Consider the following 24203-nt stretch of genomic DNA (forward strand, 5'->3'; position numbering starts at 1 on the left):
CGGCGGATAAAACGCGCCTGCCAATGAAAAACGCCTGCGCTTTTTGCAAGCAGCAGGCGTCATTTCGTCTAAAGATAAACGAAGTTCAAGGATTTTCGTGGTCGGACTCGCTGGCGTCGCCGCTCTCGCCGACGGCCGCCTTATTGGCGTCCTCGCCGTATTCGACAAGCCGGTTGTAGAGCGTCTTCAGGCTGATGCCGAGGATTTCAGCCGCGCGCGTCTTCACGCCGCCGCACTGATCGAGCGTCGCGAGAATCAACTGGCGATCGGCCTGAGCGAGCGAGGTGCCGAACGGAATCGTCACCGCCGTGCCCGCCGATGGCTTCGACAGCGAAATCTGCAGCGGCACGGTAGCCGTGCTGTCCGAATCGGACGCCGACATGATGTACGCGCGCTGCACGTAGTTCTTCAGCTCGCGCACGTTGCCGGGCCAGTTGTAGGATGCCAGCATTTCGCGCACGGCCGACGGGAAGTCCTTCTTCGTGTTGTAGCGGGCGTTCAGCTCGTCGAGGAACGCCTGCCCGAGCAGTTCCACGTCCTTGCCGCGCTCGCGCAGCGGCGGCAGGTTGATGGGGAACACGTTCAGCCGGTGATAGAGGTCGAGCCGCAGCTTGCCTTCGAGCACCGCCTGTTCCGGATCACGATTGGTCGCGGCGATCAGGCGCACGTCCGTCTCGATCTCCTTGGTCGTACCGACGCGCATGAACATGCCGGTCTCGAGCACGCGCAGCAGTTTCACCTGCAGCTCGATCGGCATTTCGGTGATTTCGTCGAGGAACAGCGTGCCGCCGTTCGCGCGCTCGAAATAGCCCTTGTGCTGACGATCCGCGCCCGTGAACGAACCGCGCTCGTGGCCGAACATTTCCGATTCGATCAGGTTCGGCGAAATCGCCCCGCAGTTCACCGCGATGAACGAATGTTTGCGACGCAGCGACAGCTCGTGCAGCGTCTGCGCGGCGACTTCCTTGCCGGTGCCCGATTCGCCTATGAGCAGCACCGATGCCGCCGTCGGCGCGACGCGGCCGATCTGGTCGTAGACGGTTTGCATGGCGGGAGAATTGCCGAGCATCAGACCGAAGCGGCCCATGCGGCGCAACTCGCCGCGCAAGGTGCCGATTTCCGCCTTCAGGTCGCCGGCGCGCGGCAGGCGCGAGAGGATCGCCTTCACGCGCTGCATGTTGATCGGCTTGACCAGATAGTCGGCGGCGCCCATCTTGAGCGCGCTGACGGCGGATTCCACCGTCGCGTGTCCGGTGATGACGATCACTTCCACGCCGGTGCGAGGGTCGAGGTCCTCGAAGAGGTCGACACCGGTGCCGTCGGGCAGTTTGAGGTCGGTGAACACTACATCGGGCGTCTGTCGCACGAGCTGGATGCGCGCCTCGCGCAGGTCGCTGGCGGTGGCCGTCGTCAGTCCGTCTTCGCCGATGATCGCGGCTAGCGCCTCGCGGGTACTGGGATCGTCATCGACAATCAATACGTGTGGCATTGCGTCTTGAATTCTTCCAAAGCGTTTCAGGGTCACACGCCGGGTGTCGGCGCGGTCTTCTCCGGGCGGCGAGCTCGCCGCGCGGGCCGGTGCGATTCACGGCTGGCCGATCTCAAGAATATTCGGGCACCACGCGAAACGCGCGAAAAATAAAATAATTACCGATGTGCTGCACGCTTGGCATATCTCCACCGCAAGTTTTTCCATTTAGGCAACTTATGGGCGGAGTTTCGCTGATTATAAGCGCTTATCAAGATGAAAACGCACGCTGGTTCAGCGTGCGTTTCATTGATCGCATCATTGTCAATTTATTCAGCCGGAGTGCCGGCCTCGCATCTCAGCCGGCGCAAAAAGCCGCTTCAGCCACGCGGGAAATGCCAAGCGTCCGCAGTGCCGCCGACCGCGCCGTGGCCATTGACGGCGCTCGCGCCGGCTCCGGTGGCGGGAGTCAGCACCTTACCGCCCTCGTCCTCCCAGCGGCTCAGGTCGCGCGCCGAGCGTCGCCCGGCGGCGTCCTGCGATTGCATCCATTTCCATGCGAGAACGCCGCCCACCGCGAACAGCGCACCGAAAATTCCGATCGTAGGCCGTGCCATTTGTGTTTTCTCCCATCGTCATGAAAATTCACTGTCGCATTTGAAGCGGGCGACACATCGAATTCGCCGCTTGAGTCAGGTGATTCGCGAGAAATCAGCGAGACACCAGCAATCCGACGAGAAAGCCAACACCCGCCGCAATGCCAAGCGATTGCCACGGATTGTCCTTCACGTATTTCTCGGTGCAATCGACGCTCGCGCGATAACGGTTCTGCGCGCTCGCCTGGGCGTCGTCCAGCGCGACGCGCGCCGAATCCACATGATCGCGCAGGCGTGAGCGCAGCGCGTCGACACCTTCGCCCGGCAGCGTCGCCGAGAGCCGCACCAGTTCTTCAGCGTCGTTGAGCAGCACCTTGATGTCTTCGATGATCTTTTGCTTGCCCAACGCAAGCTGGACAGTCGTTTGACTCATGGAATGAAGTCCTCGCCTAAGTGGGGTCAGTAAGAGTGACGCGCGGTCGGCATGGCGCCAATCGGCCCGCTAGCGCGTATCGGCCACCGGCACGCGCTGCACTGGCAAGCGCTCGCCGGCCGCGATCCGTGCGCGCAGGCTGCGCACGACGCCGCTTGCCGTCAAGGCGCCGCCCATCGCGCCGAACACGAAGCTGGTTACGTTGGCGGCGCGCGCAAGCGCGGCCGTGCCCGCCGCATAGCCTAGCACCGCACACATCAGCGCGGTGACCAGCGCGACCGCGGCCCAGTGATAGATGTCGATCGGTTCCCCGGCCGCGAGTTCCTGGCGCGCGCCCCCCGGACGCTGCGCGCGCCGCGTGCGCGCAAGCCGCGCGGGATTCGCGCGGTCGGGCGCTGCGACGTCGGATTGAAGGAAGTTTTCCATGATGCGTTTGCCTCTCTCGCCCATCCTTGTATATGTGCGCCCGCTGCATTTCGCCGGGACGCGACTTTCACTGGCTTTTGCTTATGGCTACGATGAAGCAGCTTTCGTGCCAGTCCGGATCGGTCGGGTTTCGTGCGAGATCCCGGCGTATGATCGGGTAAGTATTACGCCGTCGCCTTGTAAATTCCCGATCGATACGGCGAAGCTTGCCGGACGCGCCATGCATGACGCGCGTCGGTCGGACAAATTGCGCGTCGGAGCGGGACGCGCATTGCCGCAAGGTCGTTGCGAATGGTTAAATAGCGTTTATGAGATAGCTTCGTTTGCAATGATCCGGCGCCGCGAAAGCGCGCCTCGCAGACGACCCCGGACCGACGCACGACCAGGAAACCGGCTCACGGACATCGTGAGCACGACGGCAGCGCGCACGGCGCGACACATGCCAGGGCGCGGTCATTCACGGATGCGCCGCACGCGCACGCCCGATCGAGCCGCCTGGACCAGTTGAACCGACCGGCCCGATTGCAACGAACGGCAATGGACCCACGCGGCGGAAGGCTGCACCGGGTCCGTTCGCGCATGCCGCGAGCCGCCGTCCGTCCATCACATTCGCAGAACTCAGGAACGATCAGGACACATGGCGTCAACCGATCTGGACCCACCGCCCACCGCGGTCGGAGACACACCCGCGCAGAAAAAGCGCAGCGCGGGCGACGTGCCGGGCTTGAAGTCCTATGGACTGCTCTATGGCTCATCGCCCGTCATGCAGGAGTTGTACGCGCAGATCGAGCGGGTCGCCGCGACCGATGCGACCGCGCTCATCATCGGCGAGTCGGGCACGGGCAAGGAGCTCGTCGCCCGGACCATTCACGATCTGAGCGGGCGCCGCGACGCGCCGTTCATCGCCGTGAACTGCGGCGCGATTCCCGACAATCTGATCGAGGCCGAGCTCTTCGGACACGAGAAAGGCAGTTTCACGGGCGCGGTGCAAGGGCGCATCGGCTATTTCGAGCATGCGAACGGCGGCACGCTGTTTCTCGACGAAGTGACGGAGATGTCGCCCGTGCGTCAGGTCAAGCTGCTGCGCGCGCTCGAGACCGGCACGTTCTTCCGCGTCGGCGGCAACGATCTGATCAGTTCCGACGTGCGCGTGATCGCCGCCACCAACCGCGATCCTGTCGTCGCGGTGAAGGAAAACGGCCTGCGCGAGGACCTGATGTATCGCCTCGCCGTGTTCCCGCTGCGCGCGCCGCCTCTGCGCGAGCGCGACGCGGATCGCGAACTGCTCGCCCAGCATTTCCTCTCGGAGATGAATGCGCAGGAAGGCACCAGCAAGGTTTTCAGCAAGCGCGCGCTCGACGTGCTGCGCACCTATTCGTGGCCGGGCAACGTGCGCGAACTGAAGAACACGGTTTATCGCGCGTTCATTCTCGCGGAGAAGACCGTGGAGATTGCGCATCCGCATCTCGCATCGCGGGTGAAGAAGCCCGTGACGCAAGGCGACGCGATGAACGTATGGGTCGGCACGCCGCTCGCGGATGCGCAGAAACAGATCATCCTGGGCACGCTCAAGCACTGCGGCGGCGACAAGCGGCGCGCGGCAAAGGCGCTCGGCGTCAGCCTGAAGACGCTGTACAACCGCCTGGGCGCGTACGAAAACGAAGACACCGAAGGCGGCGATTCGCGTTCCGAGCACGAAAGCTAACGGGCTCTCGTTTGGGACGGCCATCGAGCGGGCGCGCAATGTCGCGCCCGCTTTTTTTTCGCCCTCTCTTCCGCGCGATCGAAGCGTGGAACGCAACGTGCTCACGCCGCTTGCAATTTCTTGCAATTTTCACAGCCCGGTAATTAGAGGCTTGCTTCAAAATGCGCGAAGCCCGCGCACCGCCGTGCCGCGCTAGCGTTGCCGGGCGGTGCCCTGAAGGCGAAACCTCAAGAAGATTCGAGATTCCGATTGCTTGCGTTCGCAGGCGCCGGAATCGGCAAACGAAGGAACAGCAACATGCAGATCAGGCTCCATCGGCGCGGACCGCGCGCCACGGCGCTCGCCGCGATCACCTCGGGCGTCATTGCCTGCCTGAGCCTTGGCGGATGCAACTCACTATATAGCGAAGGCGCGACGGCCGGCGCCGGTATCGCGGGCGCGGCGGTGGCCAACAGCGTCACCAGCAACGCGGCGGTGGCGACGGGCATCGGTCTCGGCGCGGTCGCGGCGGCCCGCGCGGGCGTGCAGTACTCGCAGCGCGTCGTCCATACCAACACGCAGGACCAGATCGCCTCGGTCGCGGGACCGCTCGGCGTGGGCGCGGTCGCGCCGTGGAAGATCGTGCATTCGGTGCCGATCGAGGAAGACGAGAAAGGCCGTGTGACCGTGAGCCGCACGATCAGCAGCGGCGCGCTCGATTGCAAGGAGATCGTGTTCTCGGTCGATCGCGATGCGACCAAGGACCGCCCCGCCGACAGCGCCTTCTACGTGGCGTCGGTGTGCCGTGACGGCAACAAGTGGAAGTGGGCATCTGCCGAGCCGGCGACGCCGCGTTGGGGCGCGCTGCAATGAGCGTACGGTTCGACGTACCTTTGGCGCTGCGCGTGAGCGTGATGGCGGCGGGCGCCGCGGCCTGCGTGACGATGAGCGGCTGCGCGTCGCTCGGCGCAGCGACCGGCGCGGTGGCGGGCATCGCGACGGGCGCGTTCACAACGAATCCGGCCGTCGGTTTCGGCGTGGCCGTGGCGGTGCAGGCCGCGACCGACGAAGTCGTCAAGCACACGATGAAATCGCTGCATCAGGATCAGCAGGTCATGATCGCGGTGACGGCCGGCATGTCGCAAGTCGGCGAGACGCGACCGTGGCAGGTCAAGCACACGCTGCCGGTCGAGAACGGCCATGGCGAAGTGCGCGTGTTGCGCGAATTCAGCAGCGCGCTCGCGACATGCAAGGAATTCGCCTTCTCGGTCGTGGATGGCGATGACGCGAAAGCGCCCGCGGAGTGGTATATCGCTACCGCTTGCCAGCAGACGGAAGGCTGGAAGTGGGCCTCGGCGGAACCGGCTGTGGAGCGTTGGGGAAATCTGCAGTAGTGCTCCCCCGGATCGGTCGACGGGCGCGGCTGTCCTTGCGGACGCCGCGCTTTTTTGCGTCTCAACCATTGGCGATCACTTCCGGCGCGACGCGCGCGAGAAAACCGCTGCGCGTGTCGCGACGATCTTCCACGTAACTGTCGATCTTGTGCCGGACGAAAAGGCAGACGTCGCGCCGCATTGCGCCGAAAGTCAGCCGAACGGCTAACCCAAAAAACAAAAAACGCAGCGCCCTTCCGGGGCAACCGCGCTTTTCGATCAAGCCGTGAAGCGAGCCGACTCAGGCCTCCACGTCCTCCAGACTCAGCATTTCCGTCTGGTCGTTATACGAGAAAATCTCGCCGTAGCGTCCCCAGTCGATCACCGCATCGAGCGTTTCCTGCGCGGCCTTGTCGGAGAGAAAATCCTCTAGCTCCTGCTCGAAGCGCAGCCGAGGCGCGCGATGTCCCGGCCGTTCGTTCAGCACCTTCTTGATCCGCGCCGCCAGCGGCACGTGACGAAGCAGATGCTCGGCGAACATCATCTTGCGTTCCTGCGTGCCGAATTCCGCGAACACGCGCGCCTGCGGCGTAAGGAAAATATCGCCCTCGCGCACATCGGCGAAACCGAGATGCTGCAGCACTTCCGCCACCGGAAACAGGTCGTCCACCTCCAGATGCAGCGTGCGCGCGATCTCGGGCATGTCCGCGCGACCGTGATACGGCGCGGCCGCCAGCGTTTCGATCAGACCCGCCATCAGGTTCGTGGACACGTCCGGCAACCAGGTTCCCAGCTCCAGCCCCTTCTTCTTCGTTTCGTCCATCTGGCGCGCGGTCATCTTTGCGTAGATGTCGTCCACCAGCCGGCGGAACGCCGGATCGAGACGATTGCGCGGATGCTTGAACGGCACCTTGATCTCGGCCATCACGCGTCCTGGATTCGACGACAGCACCAGAATCCGGTCGCACATGAACACCGCTTCCTCGATGTTGTGCGTGACGATCAGCACCGACTTGATCGGCATGCGCCCTTGCGTCCACAGATCGAGCAGATCGGTACGCAGGTTCTCGGCGGTCAGCACGTCGAGCGCGGAAAACGGCTCGTCCATCAGCAGCAAGGTCGGATCGACGACCAGCGCCCGTGCGAAGCCCACGCGCTGGCGCATGCCGCCCGACAACTCGCGCGGATAAGCGTTCTCGAAACCGTCGAGACCGATCAGGTCGATCGCGGCCAGCGCCCGCTCGCGCCGTTCGCGCGCACCGACGCCCTGCGCCTCCAGCCCCGCTTCCACGTTCTGCAGCACGGTCAGCCACGGAAACAGCGCGAAGGTCTGGAACACCATCGCGACGCCCTTCGCGGGCCCGGTCAAGGGCTTTTTCAGGTAAGTGACTTCGCCGGCCGTCGGCTCGATCAGCCCGGCGATGATGCGCAACAGCGTCGATTTGCCCGAGCCCGAACGGCCGAGCAGGCCGACGATCTCCCCTTCGCGCAGCGCGAGGTTCGCATCGTCGAGCACGAGCAGCTCGCCCTGCGTCTTGTTGAAGCCGCGGCTCACGTTCTGCACGCGCAGGATTTCTTCGCCCAGACGCGGCGGCGTGCCTTGCGGGCGTTGCGCGCTCGTCGCAGCGGACGTCTGCGTAGTTTTAAGGTTCTGCATCGGAACTCGTCCTCAATCCAGCCGGAGCCTTGCTTCGGCATAGGCGTATAGCGGGCGCCACAACAGTCGGTTGAACAGCGTGACGAACAGCGACATCACGGCAATGCCGAGAATGATTTTCGGGTAGTCGCCCGTGGCGGTCGTCTGGGCGATATAGGCGCCGAGACCATGCGCGACGACTTCGGTTTTGCCCCACGACACCGCCTCCGCGACGATGCTCGCGTTCCACGCGCCGCCCGAAGCGGTGATCGCACCGGTGATGTAGTAAGGAAAGATGCCGGGCAGCATGCACTTCTTCCACCACTGCCAGCCGCGAATCTGGAAGTTGGTCGCGGCCTCGCGATAATCGTTCGGATATGAAGACGCGCCGGCAATCACGTTGAAGAGGATATACCACTGCGTGCCGAGCACGATGAGCGGCGACAGCCAGATGTCGGGGTTCAGGTTCCAGCGCACGATCACCACGACGAACACCGGAAACAGCAGATTCGCCGGGAACGCGGCGAGGAACTGCGCGAGCGGCTGGATCTTCTCCGCGAGCGCGGGCCGCAGCCCGATCAGCACGCCGACGGGCACCCAGATGACCGACGCGATCGCGATCAGCACGATCACGCGCAAGAGCGTGATGAAGCCCATCAGGAACACGTGCCCGACCTCGCCCCAGGTCACGCCGGTCGACACGAACGACACGACCTTCCACACGACGAACACCGTGATCAGCAACAAGGCAGTGCCCCAGGCGATGTCGCCGACGCGCGTCGACGGCACTTTCGCGCGCAGCGGCAGCCCGACGTTCTCGAACGCGCCCTGCAGCGACGGCAGTTTGATCGGCACGCGCGCGGCCTTCGCGAGAATCCAGCCGGCCGGCACGAGCAGGCGGTGAATCAGGCGCGTGCGGCGGATCAGGTCGAGCAGCCACGATTCCGGCGCGTTGCCCGAACTCGTGAACTCCATGCGGAACTTGTCGGCCCATGCGACCAGCGGACGGAACATCAGCTGGTCATAAGCGAGGATGACAACGATCATCGCCAGGATCACCCAGCCGATCGCGCCGAGGTTGCGCTCGCCGATGGCCGTAGCCAGATACGCCCCGACGCCCGGCAGCACGATCGTGCGATTCCCCACCGTGATCGCTTCGGAGGCGACGACGAAGAACCATCCGCCCGACATCGACATCATCATGTTCCAGATGAGGCCCGGCATCGAGAACGGCACTTCGAGCTTCCAGAAGCGCTGCCAGTTGGTGAGGTGAAAGCCGCGCGAAACTTCGTCCAGATCGCGCGGCACCGTGCGCAGCGACTGGTAGAAGCTGAAGGTCATGTTCCACGCCTGGCTCGTGAAGATCGCGAAGATCGCCGCGCATTCGGCGCCGATCACGCGCCCCGGGAACAGCGCGAGAAAGAACGTGACCGTAAACGAGATGTACCCGAGCACCGGCACCGACTGGAGGATGTCGAGAATCGGCACGAGCACGAGCGAGGCACGCCGACTCTTGGCGGCGAGCGTGCCATAGATCAGTGTAAAGACGAGCGATGCGACCATCGCCAGCAGCATGCGCAAGGTCGTGCGCAGCGCGTATTCGGGGAGATTGGCGGGATCGAGCGAAATCGCCTGGGTTTGCAGCGTGGAGATCGGCGCTAGAGTCTCATGGAACCCGACGGCGGCGAGCGCGATCATGCAGATGATCATCGGGAACGCGACAAAGTCCCAGCGGTTCGGCAGGAGCCGCCAGGCCGACGCGTTCGCCGTGCGATTCAGATTGAAACCAAATTCCATGAGAGGCCCTCCCCCGTGAGGCTGAATTTCGACCGCGGCGAACGCGGATTGGTGCTAGTGACGGCGAAAGCTCCGTCCGGCGGGCAAGCGGCCTTGGCCCGGGACGACCCCGTGCTCAACGCACGCGGCCGCCAAAAAGACGACAGGACGTCATGCTCGGGCGTCAAACGGCGCCAGGCTGCCGCCGCGTCGGGAAGTTGCTCCTGCTGAACCGGGCGACACTACACCAACCGCTGTGACAGGCACAACCTTCATACGTCGCGGCACGCCATTTGTGCGATGTTTCTGTTGCTCTTCGGCACGGCAAAGGCAAAATGAAGGGGCTGTGCGTACTGCTCGTGCCCCGCGCCGGCTTGCTTACGCTTCCTTTCAGTCCGGCGGCTTGATGCCGGACCCGGGCGGCGAGTCTAGCGGCGCATCGGCGTGGCGGGCGCGCCTTGTGTTGGGCGCACGTCGCCGGCCGTCACAAGGCGCTTGATAGGCGGCAAAAAACATCGTCCAATCTTGGCTTATCACGAACAATAAATTGAGCGCCGAAGCGATGCGAGACGCCAGAAACGAGCCGGAAGACCGCCTGCACGAAGCGCGCCGCCCTTCAGGGCGCCCGAGCCGTGCGGATGCGGACATGACGCGCTGCAATCGCCGCGCCAGCATCTCACGCTCCGGGCAACCGGTGGCGCCGCTCGTCTCGCGCGGCCCCCGCCGTGCAGGCGCGGCGTGACCTTCGATCCTGTCCGAGACCGATGAACAAGCCCATCCTGCACCGTCTGATCGCGACGCTCGGCCTTGCGATGCTGACGTTCGCGTGCTGGATAGCCGCCGGCTTGCTGTCGGACCGAATGGTACAACAGGAGATGACCTCGACGGTGCGCACCGAGCGGCAGATGGCGGCGTCCATCGTCGATAACATGGCTCAGATCATCGCGAGCGACCTGGCGATGTCGCGCGCCATTCCCGCGACGCTCGCGCAGATGGACCTCACCCAGCGGGCGCTCGCGGAGTCGCGGAATTATGCCTCGAACCCGGCCGCGACGGAAATCGAAAGACGCGCCGACTGGAGCGCGCGTCCCGCGCTCGAAAAAGTGAACAACTTCCTGCACGACGCACAGGGCTTCTCCGGCCTCGATTCGATCTGGCTGGTGAACGACCACGGGTTCTGCATTGCGTCGAGCAACGCGGGAGAGGACGACAGCTTCATCGGCTACGACATGAGCGGGCGCGGGTACGTGGTGCGCGCATTGCTCGGCGGTTTCGTCGAGATGTACGGCGTCGGGCGCCTGTCTGGCGAGCCGGGCATCTTCATCGCGGCGCCAGCGTACGAAGACGGCATTCTCGTGGGAGCGGTGATCGCCAAGGTGAGCATCGACCGGCTGCGCCACTGGGTATCGCGCGCGGGGACATTCGTGACCGACGAGAACGGCGTCGTGGTGATGGCGCACGACGGCCGGCTCGAGTACGAGGCGATGCCCAACGCGCCGGTCGCGCGCATGACCGAACGCGAGCGCCTCGAACATTACCGGCGCGAGTCGTTTCCGGAGTTGCGCGTGTCGCACATCGGCGAGCAGATGCGCGCCTCCGAGCACTGGCTCGGGCCGGCGCTAGCGCAGACCTTCTACGCCGCCAACGGCAGCAACGTGCCGTCGCTGTACGACGAGCGCACCGGTCTCAACTCCGGGCTGTCGGCGCATATCGTGCATCCGCTCACGAGCTGGCCGGAAATCAGCCGCAATCACAGCCGCGACCGCCTGCTCGTGTTTCTCACGATGGCGGGCGTCGTCACCCTCGCCATCGTCATCGCGATCTCGTATTCGCGCGAGCGACGCCTGCACCGCGCCACGCGCGATCTGGCCGAGCAGTTGCAATCGGCCAACACGCTGCTGTCGGCCGAGGCGCGCCATGACGCGCTCACCGGCGCGCTGTCGCGGCGCTACTTCCTCGACACGCTGCGCCATGAAGTCGAACTCGCGCGCTCGGTCGGCACGCCGCTTTCGGTGGCGATCGCCGATCTCGACCATTTCAAGCAGATCAACGACCGCTTCGGCCATGCGTCGGGAGACCGCGCGCTCGAGCACTTCGTCGAGGTGTGCCGTGCGCAGTTGCGTGCGAGCGATGCGATCGGACGGCTGGGCGGAGAGGAGTTCGGCATCCTGCTGCCGCAAACCTCGCTCGCCGATGCGCAAGCGGTGCTCGAACGGCTGCGCAAGCGCTTCCATCACGAGCATTGCGCGCATTTGCCGGACGACGCGGTGCTGTCGGTGTCGATCGGCATCACGGAGCTCGCGCCCGAGGACGCCCTCGAATGGATCCTGTCGCGGGCCGATCTTGCGCTCTACGAGGCCAAATCGCGCGGGCGCGACCGCAGCGAGGCGCGCCCCGCCGATCCCGCGCCGCCCACGCGTCATCCCGAGAACACGCTCGCGGGCAAATGACGCGCTGCTGTTTCCTGTAACGCCGCGTCATCGCACGGTCATGCGTATGTCGCGACGCATGCGCATCCCGCAGGTATCATCGATGTTCGATATCGAAAGCTGCCGGTTCCACCGGGGAGGATTGCATGAAGGGAAATCTGGTCATCGTGTGCCGCGATCAGGACGCTGAAACGTTCGACCAACTGCTCGCCGAGTACGGCTCGTTTCAGGTGCGGCTCTCGTCGACGACATGGTTCCTGAAGATCGACCTCGCGCCGGAGGCGATCCAGGACGAAATCCTCTCGCGGCTTGGGAAATACACGACGCACTACATCTTCGAGGCGTCGACGGTGACGTACAACACGGTGGACAGCGAGGCGGCCTCGGCGCTCGAAACGCTCTTCGACTGAAAACTACCCGGCTTCGCTACGAGCGCGCCGTCACAGCGCGCGCTCTTCCTGCTGCGGGCCGGCGCGCCGTTCGGCGAGCGGCCGCGAAGCGAGCTCGACGGGAAAGGTCATCGTGACCTGCAACCCGCCTTCCGGACGATTGCCGATTTCGCACTCGCCGCCCGCGCGCCGCGCGAGCCGCTCCACGATGGCGAGCCCCAGCCCGCTGTGACCGCTTCCGCCGCGCGCCGGGTCGAGCCGGACGAACGGACGGCTCGCCTTGATCAGATCGTCCGGCGCGATGCCCTTGCCGTGGTCGGACACCGACAATACCCAGCCCTTCGCGTCGCGCCGCGTCTCGATGACGACCGGCGGCGCGCCGTATGCATGCGCGTTGTCCAGCAAATTCGACAGCAGCCGGTCCAGCGTGGCCGCGGGCAGCACGAAAGCCGGGCCGGCCTCGAGCTTCAGACGCACGGTCTGCGCCCCCGGCGACACCGCGCGATAGGCCCGCGCGATGCGCTCGCATTGCTCGTCGACCGGAACCGGCTCGCTGCCGTCCGGGCGGTCGTGCGCGAACACGAGGAATTGATCGACGATATGCGCCATCGAGTTGACGTCGCGCACGACGCCGTCGCGCATTTTCTCGTTGTCCATCATCTCGGCGCGCAGGCGCAGGCGCGCGAGCGGCGTCTTCAGGTCGTGCGCCACGCCCGCGAGCATCACGGCGCGGTCGTTCTCCGTCTGCGAGACTTCGCGGACCATCTGGTTGAAGCCGTGCGTGAGCTGACGCAGTTCGCGCGGGCCGCGCTCGGGCACGGGCGGCGTCGGCTGGCCGCGCCCGAAGCGCTGCACCGCCTGCGCCAGCGCGCGTAACGGATACTGAAGCTGCCACGCGCCGACCAGCGCGGCGAAAACGGCCGCCGAGAAGATCACCACAAGCCATACGACCATGCGGTCGCGTGAGCGCGGCGGGCGCAGCGGCTGCACCGGCACCACGATCCAGCCCGCGTCCTTCGCGCCATGCACCCACACGCTCGGCGGCCCGCCGGGTTCGCTCAGACGGACATCGGTGCCGTCGGGCAGACGGTCTTTCAGGTCTTCGATAAAGCGCTGCAGCGGCGGCGGCGGAATGTCCCCGGCCGGCTGCTTCGGCACGTCGGGGCTTTCGAGCGCGACCGTATGCACGCGCGGCGGCAAGGGCTGATCCGGCGTATTCGCGATGTGCTGACGCACCGCCTCGACCAGAAACACGGCTTCCTCGACGGCAAAGCGCGTCTGCACGTTGTCGCGCTCGAAGCGGATGATCGCGAACCACGCGACATGCGACAACACCAGCATGCCGATGACGATGACGACCAGCCGCCCGAACAGCGTGTCAATTGCCCGGCGCATTTTGCTCGCCGTCCGGCACGAAAACGTAGCCGCGCCCCCGCACCGTCTGAATGAAGCGCGGCGCGGACGGGTCCGTCTCCAGGATGCGGCGCAGGCGCCACACCTGCACGTCGATGCCGCGGTCGGTGCCGTCGTATTCCGGGCCGTGCAGCAGTTCGAGCAGGCGCTCGCGGGTGAGCGTTCGCATCGGATTGTTCACGAAGATCTTGAGCAGCGCGAATTCGCTGCCGGAGAGCGTGAGCGGACGGTCGTCCTGTTGCAGCGTGCGCGACTGGAAATCCAGGCGGAAGCGGCCGAACGAAAACGGCTCGCGCTGCTCGGGCGCCGCGGACGGAATCGTGCGGCGGCGGCGCAGCACGGCCTGCACGCGCGCCAGCAGCTCGCGCGGATTGAACGGCTTGCCGAGGTAATCGTCCGCGCCCAGTTCGAGACCGACGATGCGGTCCACGTCGTCCGCGCGCGCGGTCAGCATGATGACGGGGATGTCGTCGCCGGATGCGCGCAGGTGCTTGAGCGCGGTCAGGCCGTCGACGCCCGGCATCATCAGATCGAGCACGATCAGGTCGGGGCGCTCGCGTTCGATGCGGCGTTCGAGTCCACCGGCGTCATGCAGCACCGATACCTCGATGCCCTGCCGGACCAGATAGTCGCGCAGAAGGTCGCGCAGTTCGGCGTCGTCGTCGACGACAAGGATTTGCGTAGTCATGGGAGGGAGTTTAGCGCGTGAGTCCGGCCTCGATTGATGACAGCCGTGCCATAAGGGTTACCGGGTGTTACGACGAAAGCGGGGCGTAAACCGGCGTAACAAGCGTCAAGCATGCCGTAACACGCGGTCCGGCGCGAACCCCTACGCTGTGTCTCACCGACAAGCGCAAGGCCTCGACGAACTTTCGGATCCCGTCGAACAGTCTTTGCGGCTTCGGCATCGACACAACAATCCAGGGAGTACCAAGATGGCCAAGCAATACCGCATTCTCACCGCCGCCGCCGCTGCAATCGCGCTGACGTTCGGCGCGGCCCACGCCGCCACGACCGACGCGCCGCCCCCGCCGCCCCCCGGCGGCCACGCGATGATGGGCGGTCCCGGCGGCCCGGGCGGGCATCGCATGGAAATGCGCATGCAGAAGCAACTGGACGAACTGCACGCCCAGTTGAAGCTGAACGCGGACCAGGAAAAACTCTGGCAGACCGCGCTCACCACGATGAAGCAGAACCATCAGCAGATGCGCGAGGCGCACAAGCAGATGCACGACCAGTTCAAGTCGATGGAGAACCAGCCGATCCTCGATCTGAACGCGATGCACGCCGCGCATCAGAAGCTGGAGGAGCAGAGCGCGCAACTGCGCGAGCAGACCGCGACCGCGTGGCTGAACTTCTACAACGGTCTGAACGATCAGCAGAAGACCACCGTCAGCACGGCGCTCAAGAAGCACTTCGCGAAGATGCGCGAGCACGAGCACAAGATGCACGAGCGCTGGGGCAAGCGCGGCGGTGCGGACGGCGCGGCGGGGGCGTCGGCGACCGCGAAGCCGTAAGCGGTCTTGGCGCATGAAAAAGGCCGCGGAGCGTGAAGCTCCGCGGCCTTCGTCACATCAGACAACGCTTACGCGAGATCGAACAGCAGCACTTCCGCGTTGTCGCCGCGCTCGAGCGTGACCTTCGACAGATCCTCGATCTTCGCGGCATCGCCCGCGCCGAGCGGCTCGCCGTTGACCGACACCGCGCCGCGCGCCACGTGCACATAGACGCGGCGGCCGGCCGGCACGTCGAACTCCGCGCGCTCGTCGCCGTTGAAAAGACCCGCGTAGATGCGCGTATCCGCTCCGATCTTCACCGAACCTTCGTCGCCGGCGGGGGACGCGATCACGCGCAGACGGCCGCGCTTTTCGTCATCCGCGAAGCGCTTTTCTTCGTAGCCCGGCGCACCGCCCGGCGCATCCGGAATGATCCAGATCTGCAGGAAGTGCGCAGTTTCCGTCGGCGAGCCGTTGAACTCGCTGTGGCGCACGCCGGTGCCGGCGCTCATGCGCTGCACGTCGCCGGGACGGATGGTCGAGCCGTTGCCCATACTGTCCTTGTGCGCCAGCGCGCCGTCGAGCACATAGCTGACGATTTCCATGTCGCGATGGCCGTGCGCGCCGAAACCCTGCCCGCCCGCCACGCGGTCTTCGTTGATCACGCGCAGCGCGCCGAAGTGCATGTTCTGCGGATCGTAGTAATCGGCGAAGGAAAAGGTGTGATACGAATCGAGCCAGCCGTGGTTGGCGTGACCCCGTTCATTGCTGCGGCGAATCTCGAGCATGATGTTTTCTCCCGCCTTGGGCGTTGATTTGCGATGGAGAGAATGTAAGGGCGACGCCCCTTCGGAACAACGCGCGCAATGGCACTACATTGTTCTGCCCATGTGTGTAATCGGAAGCTTCCGGCTTCGCGCCCGCGCGCCGTCCCGGTTCGGGTAAAATACCGCGCTTTTCGGGGTCGCCGCGCCGCGGCCTCGCGCGCCGAGGCATGCAGCATGAGCCAGTCGCAGGCAAAAACGCGCCCGGCGGCCCGGCGATGACGCGCCAGCAGGGTAAGCAGCAACGGCAGCACGCAATTTTGACCATCTAGAATACCGACCGCTGGCCGAAAAGCAGAAGCGGGCCGCTGAAGGACAGCCGAAACGCGCGGGGTTGCGCCATTGGCTGAGGAGAGAGATGAAACCATACGCATCGCGCGTCGCACCGCCATCCACGGACGCGACCGTCCGGACGCAGCGAGCGAACGACCGCCGCGTGCCGCGTTCGTCGCACTCCATGCACGTTAGGCACCTTACCAAGGAATCACCATGTTGCAAGGCTACGGTCCGCTGATCCTCGCGGGCACCTGGCAGACCGTCAAGCTGGCGGTGCTGTCGCTCGCGTTCGCCTTCGTGATCGGCCTCATCGGCGCGGCGGCGAAGCTGTCGAAAAACCGCCTGGCGTCGGGCGTCGGCACCGTCTATACGACGCTCATTCGCGGCGTGCCCGATCTCGTGCTGATGCTGCTGCTCTTCTACAGCATACAAATCTGGCTCAACCAGCTGACCGACCTGTTCAACTGGGATCAGATCGACATCGACCCGTTCCTCGCCGGCATTCTCGTGCTCGGCTTCATCTACGGCGCGTATTTCACCGAAACCTTCCGCGGCGCGTTCCTTTCCGTGCCGCGCGGCCAGCTCGAAGCGGGCGCGGCCTACGGCATGACGCCGTGGCAGACCTTCTCGCGCATCATGTTTCCGCAGATGATGCGTTTTGCGCTGCCGGGCATCGGCAACAACTGGCAGGTGATGGTCAAGGCGACCGCGCTGGTGTCGATCATCGGTCTCGCGGATGTCGTCAAGGCCTCGCAGGACGCCGGCAAGGGCACGCTGCGTTTCTTCTTCTTCACGCTGCTCGCGGGCGCGGTGTATCTCGCGATCACCACGGTCTCGAATCTCGTGCTGATCTGGCTGGAACGGCGCTATTCCATCGGCGTGCGCCGGGCGGACCTTTAAGAGCGGCACAGGATCATGATCGAAATCATCCAGGAATACTGGAAGAACTACCTCTTCACCGACGGCTACCGCATCACCGGTCTCGCGATCACGATGTGGCTGCTGGTCATTTCCATTGGCCTGGGCTTCTGTCTTTCGGTGCCGCTCGCGGTCGCGCGCGTCTCGAAGAACAAGCTCCTTTCGCGCGCCGTGTGGCTCTATACGTATGTGTTTCGCGGCACGCCGCTGTACGTGCAGCTGCTGCTCTGCTACACCGGGCTGTACAGCCTGCAGGTCGTGCGCGATTCCCTGCCGCTGGCGGAATTCTTCCGCAGCGGCATGAACTGCACGCTGCTCGCGTTCACGCTCAACACCTGCGCCTACACGACGGAAATCTTCGCCGGCGCGATCAAGGCGACGCCCTACGGTGAGATCGAAGCGGCGCGCGCCTACGGCATGTCGGGATTCACGCTGTATCGGCGGGTGATCCTGCCTTCGGCGCTGCGCCGCGCGCTGCCGTATTACAGCAACGAAGTCATCCTGATGCTGCACGCCACGACCGTCGCCTTCACCGCGACCGTGCCGGACATCCTCAAGATCGCGCGCGACGTCAACTCGGCGACCTATCAGTCGTTCGAGGCGTTCGGCATCGCCGCCCTGCTCTATCTCTGCATTTCGTTCGCGCTCGTGTGGCTGTTCCGCCGCGCGGAGCATCGCTGGCTCGCGTATTTGCGGCCGCAAGGCAAGTAAGCCATCGATAGCCGGAAGGACCACCGTTCATGAATTCCCAGCAGCACAAGCTTTTCGTCGACGACATTCACAAGCAGTACGGCAGCAACGAAGTTCTCAAGGGCGTGTCGCTCAAGGCGAACGCGGGCGATGTCATCAGCATCATCGGCTCGTCGGGCTCGGGCAAGAGCACGATGCTGCGCTGTATCAACTTCCTCGAGCAGCCGAACCAGGGGCGCATCGTCGTCGATGGCGAAGAAGTCCGCACGATGAAGGACAAGACCGGCGCGCTCAAGGCCGCGGACCCGAAGCAGCTGCGCCAGGTGCGCTCGAAGCTCTCGATGGTGTTCCAGCACTTCAACCTGTGGTCGCACATGAACGTGCTGGAGAACGTGACCGAGGCGCCCGTGAACGTGCTCGGGCTCTCGAAGAAGGAAGCCGAGGACCGCGCGCGCACGTATCTGGAAAAGGTCGGGCTCGCGCCGCGCGTGGAAAAACAGTATCCGTCGCATCTGTCGGGCGGACAGCAGCAGCGGGTGGCGATCGCGCGGGCGCTGGCGATGCATCCCGACGTCATGCTCTTCGACGAACCGACTTCCGCGCTCGATCCGGAACTCGTCGGCGAAGTGTTGAAGGTCATGCAGACGCTTGCCGAGGAAGGCCGCACGATGATCGTCGTCACGCACGAGATGGCGTTCGCGCGCAATGTTTCGAACCATGTCGTGTTTCTGCATCAGGGGCGCATCGAGGAAGAAGGTCATCCGGATGCAGTGTTCGGCAATACGAAGAGTGATCGGCTGAAGCAGTTCTTGTCGGGGAGTCTGAAGTAACCCGCATCGAATCGGCCCGGAACACGCTTCCACTCCAGAAAAGGCGCCCGCGAGGCGCTTTTTTTGCGTCCCCGACCTGCACGATGCACGTTATCCCCGAGCCGCCATGGCTTAGCGCTGCCACGCTGCCGCGTCAATAGGCGATCAACCCGACCCCGAAACTTACATTGCGCTGAAGCCCTGATTCCATAAGGCTTTGCGAGGTGTTTCCCATGCTATGGGTCGCGTTCCTACCACATGGGCATTGCATTTTTGACACAAACCACCGTCATCTGTCATTTTTCTTTGGCGACCATAACGTAATTTGTTAAATTGGTAACGAAAGTACCAAAACGAAGTACGCAAAAAGTAGTTTTACTTCAAAAGTCCAAAAGAAACTGAGGAACGACACCGATCGACGGATCGGCGTCTGGTTCGCGCCCACGAACGCGTGAATCGTCACTAGCACCACAGCCCGCGCGTGTCCTTCCTCTGAAAAACAATTTTCGGTTGGGTGCGCTCGCATCGGACCACACAGCAGCACTTGGGTTCTATTTCTTGACAGGGTTGGAGGAGATGATGAAGAAAGCTTTGCTCGCGTCGGCAGCACTGCTGGCGTTCAGCGCGGGAGCGTACGCACAGAGCAGCGTCACGCTGTACGGCCGCCTGGACGCCGGACTTGAATACATGAACGGTGTGCCGACCGGTCCTGCCGGCGCGCCCGCCACTGGCTCTTCGCACCGCTTCAAGGCGGAGAGCGGTGACTGGGGCACGAGCTTGTGGGGTTTGAAGGGCGCTGAAGATCTGGGCGGCGGTTATCGCGCCGTGTTCCAGTTGGAAGGCAGCTTCAACACGATGACGGGTCAAGGCCCGGGCGGCGGCGGCCTCTTCAATCGCTGGGCGACGGTCGGTATGGCGAACAACCAGTTCGGTACCCTGTTGCTGGGTCGTGAGCTCTTCATCTCCAACGGCGTGTGGGACTTCGATCCGTTCGGTCAGTCGAACTGGTCGTCGGCATCGCTGGTGCGTGGCCGCAACTGGCCGCAATCGAGCAACAACATTTCGTACCAGTCGCCGAAAGTCGCGGGCTTCGACTTCTACGGTCAGTACTCGCTCTCCAACGCGACGAACTGGAACGGTAACGGCACGACGCCGCAAGGCCGCGAAGCTGGCGCGTACATCACCTACACGTCGCCGCTGTTCCAGATCCGCGGTATGTACGATGAAATCCGCAACCCGGCGAACGGTACGCTGGGCGGCGTGTACAACCCGATCGACGGCGGCTCCGGCGGCAACGGCGCGTACGCGTATTCGCGTGAGTACACGGCGATGTTCAACGTGTTCCTCGGCCAGTTCAAGATTCAGGGCGCCTACCAGGCCATCCGCACGGCTGGCATGACGGGCCAGTTGCCCGGCCAGCCGACCACGCTCGATCACGAGTGGGGCGGCGTGACGTGGCAGGCAACGCCGGCAGCAGCGCTGATCGCGGCGGTCTATCACGTGAACGGCAACAACGGCGCGGGTAATGCCACGATCTACACGGTGGGCGGCTCGTACAACCTGTCCAAGCGCACCCTGCTCGACCTGCAGGTCGCGACCGTGCAGAACAGCAAGACCGCGAACTACGGCCTGAACGCCAACAACTACGGCTCGGCTGCTTCGACGGACAACCCGTTCCCGGGCCACAGCCAGACGGGCGTGTACGCAGGCATCCAGCACTCGTTCTAAGCGACGAGGCTGCACAGAAAAGAGCTTTACAGAGTTTTCACGCTGCTGCGAGAGGCGCGTATCGGTGCGGTGCCCGAAAGGGTATCGCACCGTTTTTTATTTCGGCGCGCGGTTCGCGTCGCACCCCGGAAGGATTTGTCGAGATAGCGAATAAAAATTACAAATCGAAAGACTCGTAAAAAGATAGTTATCCTCCAGAATTCGAGATCGGTCGGAGCCGATGGGAGACATGGGCTGTTCGCCATCCGCGCTCTGAAGCACTCGACCGAAACACGAGGCAACACGCCAAGGATCCATTTTTTACGAGGTTCAGAGGGGATGATGAAGAAGCTTTTGCTCGCAGCCGCGGTGCTGCCGACGTTCAGCGCGGCTGCGCAGGCACAGAGCAGCGTGACGCTGTATGGCCGCATCGATGCGGGGCTCGAATACATGAACGGTGTGCCGACCGGCGTCGGTCCGAACGGCGCCACCGGCAGTTCGAGCCGCTTCCGCGCGGAAAGCGGCGACTGGGGCACGAGTTTGTGGGGCATCAAAGGCACGGAAGACCTGGGCGGAGGCAATCGCGCGGTGTTCAAGTTGGAAAACGGCTTCAACGCGATGAACGGCGCGGCGCAAGGCAACCTCTTCAATCGCTGGGCAACCGTCGGTATGGCGAACGACCAGTTCGGTACGCTGTTGCTGGGTCGCATGCTCTTCATCTCGAACGGCGTGTGGGACTTCGATCCGTTCGGCCAGTCGAACTGGTCGTCGGCATCGCTGGTGCGTGGCCGCAACTGGCCGCAATCGAGCAACAACATTTCGTACCAGTCGCCGAAGGTCGCGGGCTTCGACTTCTACGGTCAGTACTCGCTCTCCAACGCGATGAGCTGGAACGGTAACGGCACGACCGCTCAAGGCCGTCAGGCAGGCGCCCAGATCACCTACACCGTCCCGCTCTTCCAGGTTCGCGGCCTCTATGATGAAATTCGCAATCCGAACAATGGCTCGCTCGGCGGCGCATACAACCCGCTGAACGGCGCAAACGGCCTGAACCAGGCCAACGGCAACGGCGCCTACGCCTACTCGCGCGAATACACGGCGATGTTCAACCTGTTCCTCGGCCAGTTCAAGGTTCAGGGCGGCTATCAGGCCATTCGCACGTCCGGCATGGCGTTCCAGTTGCCCGGCCAGCCGACCACGCTCGATCACGAATGGGGCGGCGTGACGTGGCAGGCAACGCCGGCCGCCGCATTGATCGGCGCGGTTTATCACGTGAACGGCAACAACGGCGCGGGCAACGCGACCATCTACTCCATCGGCGGATCGTACAACGTGTCGAAGCGCACGCTGTTCGACCTTCAGATCGCGACCGTGCAAAACAGCAAGGGTGCGAACTATGGCCTGAACGCCAATAACTACGGCACGGCCGCTTCGACGGACAACCCGTTGCGCGGTCACAGTCAGACGGGCGTGTACGCAGGCATCCAGCACTCGTTCTGATGCGCTGAAGTCCTGATTCGCGCGGCTGACCACCGCTGCATGAGCGGGCGATGCGCTCACAGGCGCATCGCTTTTTTTGGATCGCGCCGCCTTCGTTCAGAAGCGCGCGCCGAACTGGAAGTAGACGCTCTGAATGCCGCCCGGCGCCATCGCGTAACCGAGATACACCGGCCCGAGCGCCGTCGTCGCACCGACGAACACGCTCAAACTCTTCTTCAGGTTGTCGAAGCGCAATGCTTCGCGATTGGCGGTCGCGTTGCCTGTTTCACCCGTTACGCCGAGGTACAAATCGCGCACGACCTGTCCATTCGGCGAGGCGACCTGAAACTGGTACGTCAACTGACTGTAGAACAGGTAGTTTCCGGAGAACTGGTTCACGCCGTACGCCGCGAGTTGCCGGAACCCGCCGAGGGTAAACGGCGTGCCGGTATAACGCGATGCGCCCGCCTCGATCGTCGCGTTGACGCTATGCCGGCCCACACTTGCCGCGCCCGTCGCGCTGGCTTGAAGCATCCGGTATGCATTGTCTCCCGCATCGAAGGACAGTCCGCCCTCTGCGCGAATCAGATACCCGGAGCGCGGAAACAGCGCGTCATCGAGTTGGTCGATGACAACTTGCACGCGGCCAAACGACTGCGTTTCAGACGTCGCGGGCAACGAATACGGAATGAGGTCGTTGTCCACGGCCAGGACTATGTCCTGATTCGCCTTCGACCGCTGATAGAACATACCCACGCCGAGTCGCATCTCGCCAAGATGCGACAGGGGAAGAGCAAAATCCAGCCCGACCTTCGCCTGTTGATTCCAGGTGCGCAGCGCCGGCGTCTTGCCCGTCACCGTCGGATAATCCTTGGGGTCGACGTACTCATTCACCAGTGTCTGGGAAATCTCGGCATAGGGTGCGAGGTAGTACCCGAAGCCGCCCAGAACAGGCTGGCGCAACTCCGTGTGAAACCGCTGTTTCATGTCGCCCAATGTCAGATCATTGCGCCACTCCAGACCGGACGAAGTAATCCACGGTCTTCGATGCCCGATGTTGACTTCGAACCCACCACCGCCGTCAAAGTCCGTTGACAACCCGACGCCGAACAGCAGGAAGTTCGGACCCCAACTCTTCTCGGTCGCCTTTACGCGCAGACTATTGACGCCATCGTCATCCGAGAAATCATGGGAGACGCTCTCGAAGTAACCCGTCGCCTGCAGGCGCGCGACACTCTCGTTGACCGCGTGCGGATCGTAGGCATCGCCTTCGTTGAACGGCAGATAACGCTGGATAAAATCCGGTGGAATCTTGCCCGCGCTCTTGATTTCGATCTTGTCGATGCGCGGCGCGACGTGTCCGGTCACCGCGCGATGCTGGGCCTGATAAGCCGCATAAGCGTCCGGCGACAGCGAGAGCCCGGCGAGCTTGCCGCTCAGGGCCTCCGCGGCGCGCTCACCGGAGGCGATCGCCTCGCGCGCGCGCGTGAAATCGGTGAAGCCGATACCGGTGAGATCCGGACTGATGAGCACATCCGTCACGGTGAGCGACTCCTTCTGCACGCGCACGTTCTGCCCGATGAGAATGCCAACCATCTGCTGCGCCACGTCGGCCGGGGAACTGATCTCCGCGCGCGTGCGCAAGGGCGTGCCGATATGTACCGCGATCACGATATCGGCGCCTAGCTCCCGTGCGACGTCCACCGGCAGATTGTCGACGATGCCGCCGTCGATCAGCAGGCGCCCATTCACCGTGACCGGAGAGAACAGACCCGGCGCCGCCATGCTCGCGCGAATGGCCATCGGCAGCGAGCCGTGATCGAACACCACGCGCTGGCCGTCTTCGAGATCGGTCGCGACCGCGCGAAATGGAATCAGCAGTTGATCGAACGAGCGGTTCGGGGGCACCGAGGCAGTCCACTCCTGCAGCAGCGCGAGCAGGCTGTTGGCGCGCACGAAACCGCGCGGCAGCTTTGCCTTGCCCGAATCGTCGAAGCCGAACGGCACGGAGATCGGATAGTCGAGTTCATCCTCTCGGCGTGTCTGCGGCAATTGCGTGCGCGATACGCGGTCGAAGGCCACGTCGCCGAGATTGACTGATGAAACTTTGCTATCCAGATCATCGGCCGACAGACCCGTGGAATACAAGCCGCCGATCACGGCGCCCATGCTGGTGCCGACCACCATGTCGATCGGAACGCGCAGCCGCTCCAGCACCTTCAGCACGCCAATATGCGAATAGCCGCGCGCGCCGCCGCCCGACAGCACGAGGGCGATCTTCGGACGCGACGTGGCCGACGCGTGCACGGGCGTCTCTTGAGCAAATGTAGAGAAGGAGGATATCTGCAGGCAAACCGCCAGCAACAACGAGACGAACGAAC

The 24203-nt window shown here is 63.9% G+C and carries 22 protein-coding genes; 11 read left to right on the forward strand and 11 right to left on the reverse strand.

All coding sequences use genetic code 11. The features are described from left to right. Positions 1 to 85: 85 nt before the first annotated feature. The 4 genes from AWB79_RS07515 to AWB79_RS07530 all read right to left on the reverse strand — a co-directional run bounded on the left by AWB79_RS07515 (position 86) and on the right by AWB79_RS07530 (position 2923). A complete protein-coding gene (locus tag AWB79_RS07515; RefSeq protein WP_061166763.1) occupies positions 86 to 1489 on the reverse strand; it encodes a sigma-54-dependent transcriptional regulator in 1404 nt (467 codons plus the stop codon). A gap of 359 nt (positions 1490 to 1848) precedes the next feature. After that, positions 1849 to 2085, reverse strand: coding sequence for a hypothetical protein (locus tag AWB79_RS07520; RefSeq protein WP_061166764.1), 237 nt, complete (start codon positions 2083 to 2085; stop codon positions 1849 to 1851). Positions 2086 to 2179: 94 nt separating this feature from the next. Beyond that, positions 2180 to 2497 carry an ElaB/YgaM/YqjD family protein gene (locus tag AWB79_RS07525; protein ID WP_061166765.1) on the reverse strand — a complete coding sequence of 106 codons (318 nt, stop codon included), beginning with the start codon at positions 2495 to 2497 and terminating at the stop codon, positions 2180 to 2182. 69 nt (positions 2498 to 2566) lie between these two features. Continuing rightward, complete coding sequence (locus AWB79_RS07530) at positions 2567 to 2923, reverse strand: hypothetical protein (RefSeq protein WP_061167012.1); 357 nt, start codon at positions 2921 to 2923, stop codon at positions 2567 to 2569. Positions 2924 to 3560: 637 nt separating this feature from the next. On the opposite strand from AWB79_RS07530, the gene AWB79_RS07535 reads away from it, so the two are divergent. The 3 genes from AWB79_RS07535 (at position 3561) to AWB79_RS07545 (ending at position 6001) form a co-directional block, all read left to right on the forward strand. Beyond that, positions 3561 to 4628, forward strand: a complete 1068-nt coding sequence (locus AWB79_RS07535) for a sigma-54 interaction domain-containing protein (RefSeq protein WP_061166766.1) — start codon at positions 3561 to 3563, stop codon at positions 4626 to 4628. Between the two features lie 297 nt (positions 4629 to 4925). Continuing rightward, complete coding sequence (locus AWB79_RS07540; protein ID WP_061167013.1) at positions 4926 to 5480, forward strand: hypothetical protein; 555 nt, start codon at positions 4926 to 4928, stop codon at positions 5478 to 5480. After that, positions 5477 to 6001 (forward strand): hypothetical protein, encoded by a 525-nt coding sequence (locus AWB79_RS07545; RefSeq protein ID WP_061166767.1) that lies wholly within the window; start codon positions 5477 to 5479, stop codon positions 5999 to 6001. The genes AWB79_RS07540 and AWB79_RS07545 overlap by 4 nt, the downstream gene beginning before the upstream one ends. Positions 6002 to 6062: 61 nt before the next feature. Here the strand turns inward: AWB79_RS07545 and AWB79_RS39370 are convergent, their stop codons facing one another. Genes AWB79_RS39370 through AWB79_RS07555 form a run of 3 tightly spaced genes read right to left on the reverse strand, consistent with a single transcriptional unit; the run spans position 6063 to position 9413 of the window. Further along, positions 6063 to 6263 (reverse strand): type II toxin-antitoxin system HicB family antitoxin, encoded by a 201-nt coding sequence (locus AWB79_RS39370; RefSeq protein ID WP_157695710.1) that lies wholly within the window; start codon positions 6261 to 6263, stop codon positions 6063 to 6065. 18 nt (positions 6264 to 6281) lie between these two features. Next, positions 6282 to 7637: an ABC transporter ATP-binding protein gene (locus AWB79_RS07550; protein ID WP_061166768.1), complete on the reverse strand. Its 1356-nt coding sequence runs from the start codon at positions 7635 to 7637 to the stop codon at positions 6282 to 6284. A gap of 12 nt (positions 7638 to 7649) precedes the next feature. Then, on the reverse strand, positions 7650 to 9413 hold the full coding sequence (locus AWB79_RS07555; protein ID WP_061166769.1) for an ABC transporter permease: 1764 nt from the start codon (positions 9411 to 9413) through the stop codon (positions 7650 to 7652). A gap of 743 nt (positions 9414 to 10156) precedes the next feature. Here AWB79_RS07555 and AWB79_RS07560 point away from each other — a divergent pair. Both AWB79_RS07560 and AWB79_RS07565 read left to right on the forward strand, forming a co-directional pair. After that, the gene (locus AWB79_RS07560) at positions 10157 to 11842 is read left to right on the forward strand and encodes a sensor domain-containing diguanylate cyclase (protein WP_061166770.1); all 1686 of its coding nucleotides are present in this window, start codon (positions 10157 to 10159) and stop codon (positions 11840 to 11842) included. A gap of 125 nt (positions 11843 to 11967) precedes the next feature. Then, positions 11968 to 12231 (forward strand): hypothetical protein, encoded by a 264-nt coding sequence (locus AWB79_RS07565; RefSeq protein WP_061166771.1) that lies wholly within the window; start codon positions 11968 to 11970, stop codon positions 12229 to 12231. Between the two features lie 30 nt (positions 12232 to 12261). Here the strand turns inward: AWB79_RS07565 and AWB79_RS07570 are convergent, their stop codons facing one another. Both AWB79_RS07570 and AWB79_RS07575 read right to left on the reverse strand, forming a co-directional pair. Continuing rightward, positions 12262 to 13605, reverse strand: coding sequence for an ATP-binding protein (locus AWB79_RS07570; protein WP_061166772.1), 1344 nt, complete (start codon positions 13603 to 13605; stop codon positions 12262 to 12264). Next, positions 13589 to 14311: a response regulator gene (locus AWB79_RS07575; protein WP_061166773.1), complete on the reverse strand. Its 723-nt coding sequence runs from the start codon at positions 14309 to 14311 to the stop codon at positions 13589 to 13591. The genes AWB79_RS07570 and AWB79_RS07575 overlap by 17 nt, the downstream gene beginning before the upstream one ends. Positions 14312 to 14558: 247 nt before the next feature. On the opposite strand from AWB79_RS07575, the gene AWB79_RS07580 reads away from it, so the two are divergent. Beyond that, entirely contained in the window at positions 14559 to 15140 is a 582-nt protein-coding gene (locus AWB79_RS07580; RefSeq protein ID WP_061166774.1) for a Spy/CpxP family protein refolding chaperone, read from the forward strand. Between the two features lie 68 nt (positions 15141 to 15208). Here the strand turns inward: AWB79_RS07580 and AWB79_RS07585 are convergent, their stop codons facing one another. Beyond that, positions 15209 to 15907, reverse strand: coding sequence for a pirin family protein (locus tag AWB79_RS07585; RefSeq protein ID WP_061166775.1), 699 nt, complete (start codon positions 15905 to 15907; stop codon positions 15209 to 15211). Positions 15908 to 16432: 525 nt separating this feature from the next. On the opposite strand from AWB79_RS07585, the gene AWB79_RS07590 reads away from it, so the two are divergent. The 5 genes from AWB79_RS07590 to AWB79_RS07610 all read left to right on the forward strand — a co-directional run bounded on the left by AWB79_RS07590 (position 16433) and on the right by AWB79_RS07610 (position 21843). Next, positions 16433 to 17119, forward strand: coding sequence for an ABC transporter permease (locus AWB79_RS07590; protein ID WP_061166776.1), 687 nt, complete (start codon positions 16433 to 16435; stop codon positions 17117 to 17119). Positions 17120 to 17134: 15 nt separating this feature from the next. After that, positions 17135 to 17848 carry an ABC transporter permease gene (locus AWB79_RS07595; protein WP_061166777.1) on the forward strand — a complete coding sequence of 238 codons (714 nt, stop codon included), beginning with the start codon at positions 17135 to 17137 and terminating at the stop codon, positions 17846 to 17848. 29 nt (positions 17849 to 17877) lie between these two features. Continuing rightward, complete coding sequence (locus AWB79_RS07600) at positions 17878 to 18657, forward strand: ABC transporter ATP-binding protein (RefSeq protein WP_061166778.1); 780 nt, start codon at positions 17878 to 17880, stop codon at positions 18655 to 18657. Between the two features lie 558 nt (positions 18658 to 19215). Continuing rightward, positions 19216 to 20364, forward strand: coding sequence for a porin (locus tag AWB79_RS07605; protein ID WP_061167014.1), 1149 nt, complete (start codon positions 19216 to 19218; stop codon positions 20362 to 20364). Between the two features lie 321 nt (positions 20365 to 20685). After that, positions 20686 to 21843, forward strand: coding sequence for a porin (locus AWB79_RS07610; RefSeq protein WP_061167015.1), 1158 nt, complete (start codon positions 20686 to 20688; stop codon positions 21841 to 21843). Positions 21844 to 21939: 96 nt separating this feature from the next. On the opposite strand, the gene AWB79_RS07615 is transcribed toward AWB79_RS07610, so the two are convergent. Beyond that, complete coding sequence (locus AWB79_RS07615; RefSeq protein ID WP_061166779.1) at positions 21940 to 24129, reverse strand: patatin-like phospholipase family protein; 2190 nt, start codon at positions 24127 to 24129, stop codon at positions 21940 to 21942. Positions 24130 to 24203: the final 74 nt, after the last annotated feature.

Origin of the sequence: Caballeronia hypogeia (assembly GCF_001544875.2) — a bacterium.
Classification (GTDB): domain Bacteria; phylum Pseudomonadota; class Gammaproteobacteria; order Burkholderiales; family Burkholderiaceae; genus Caballeronia; species Caballeronia hypogeia.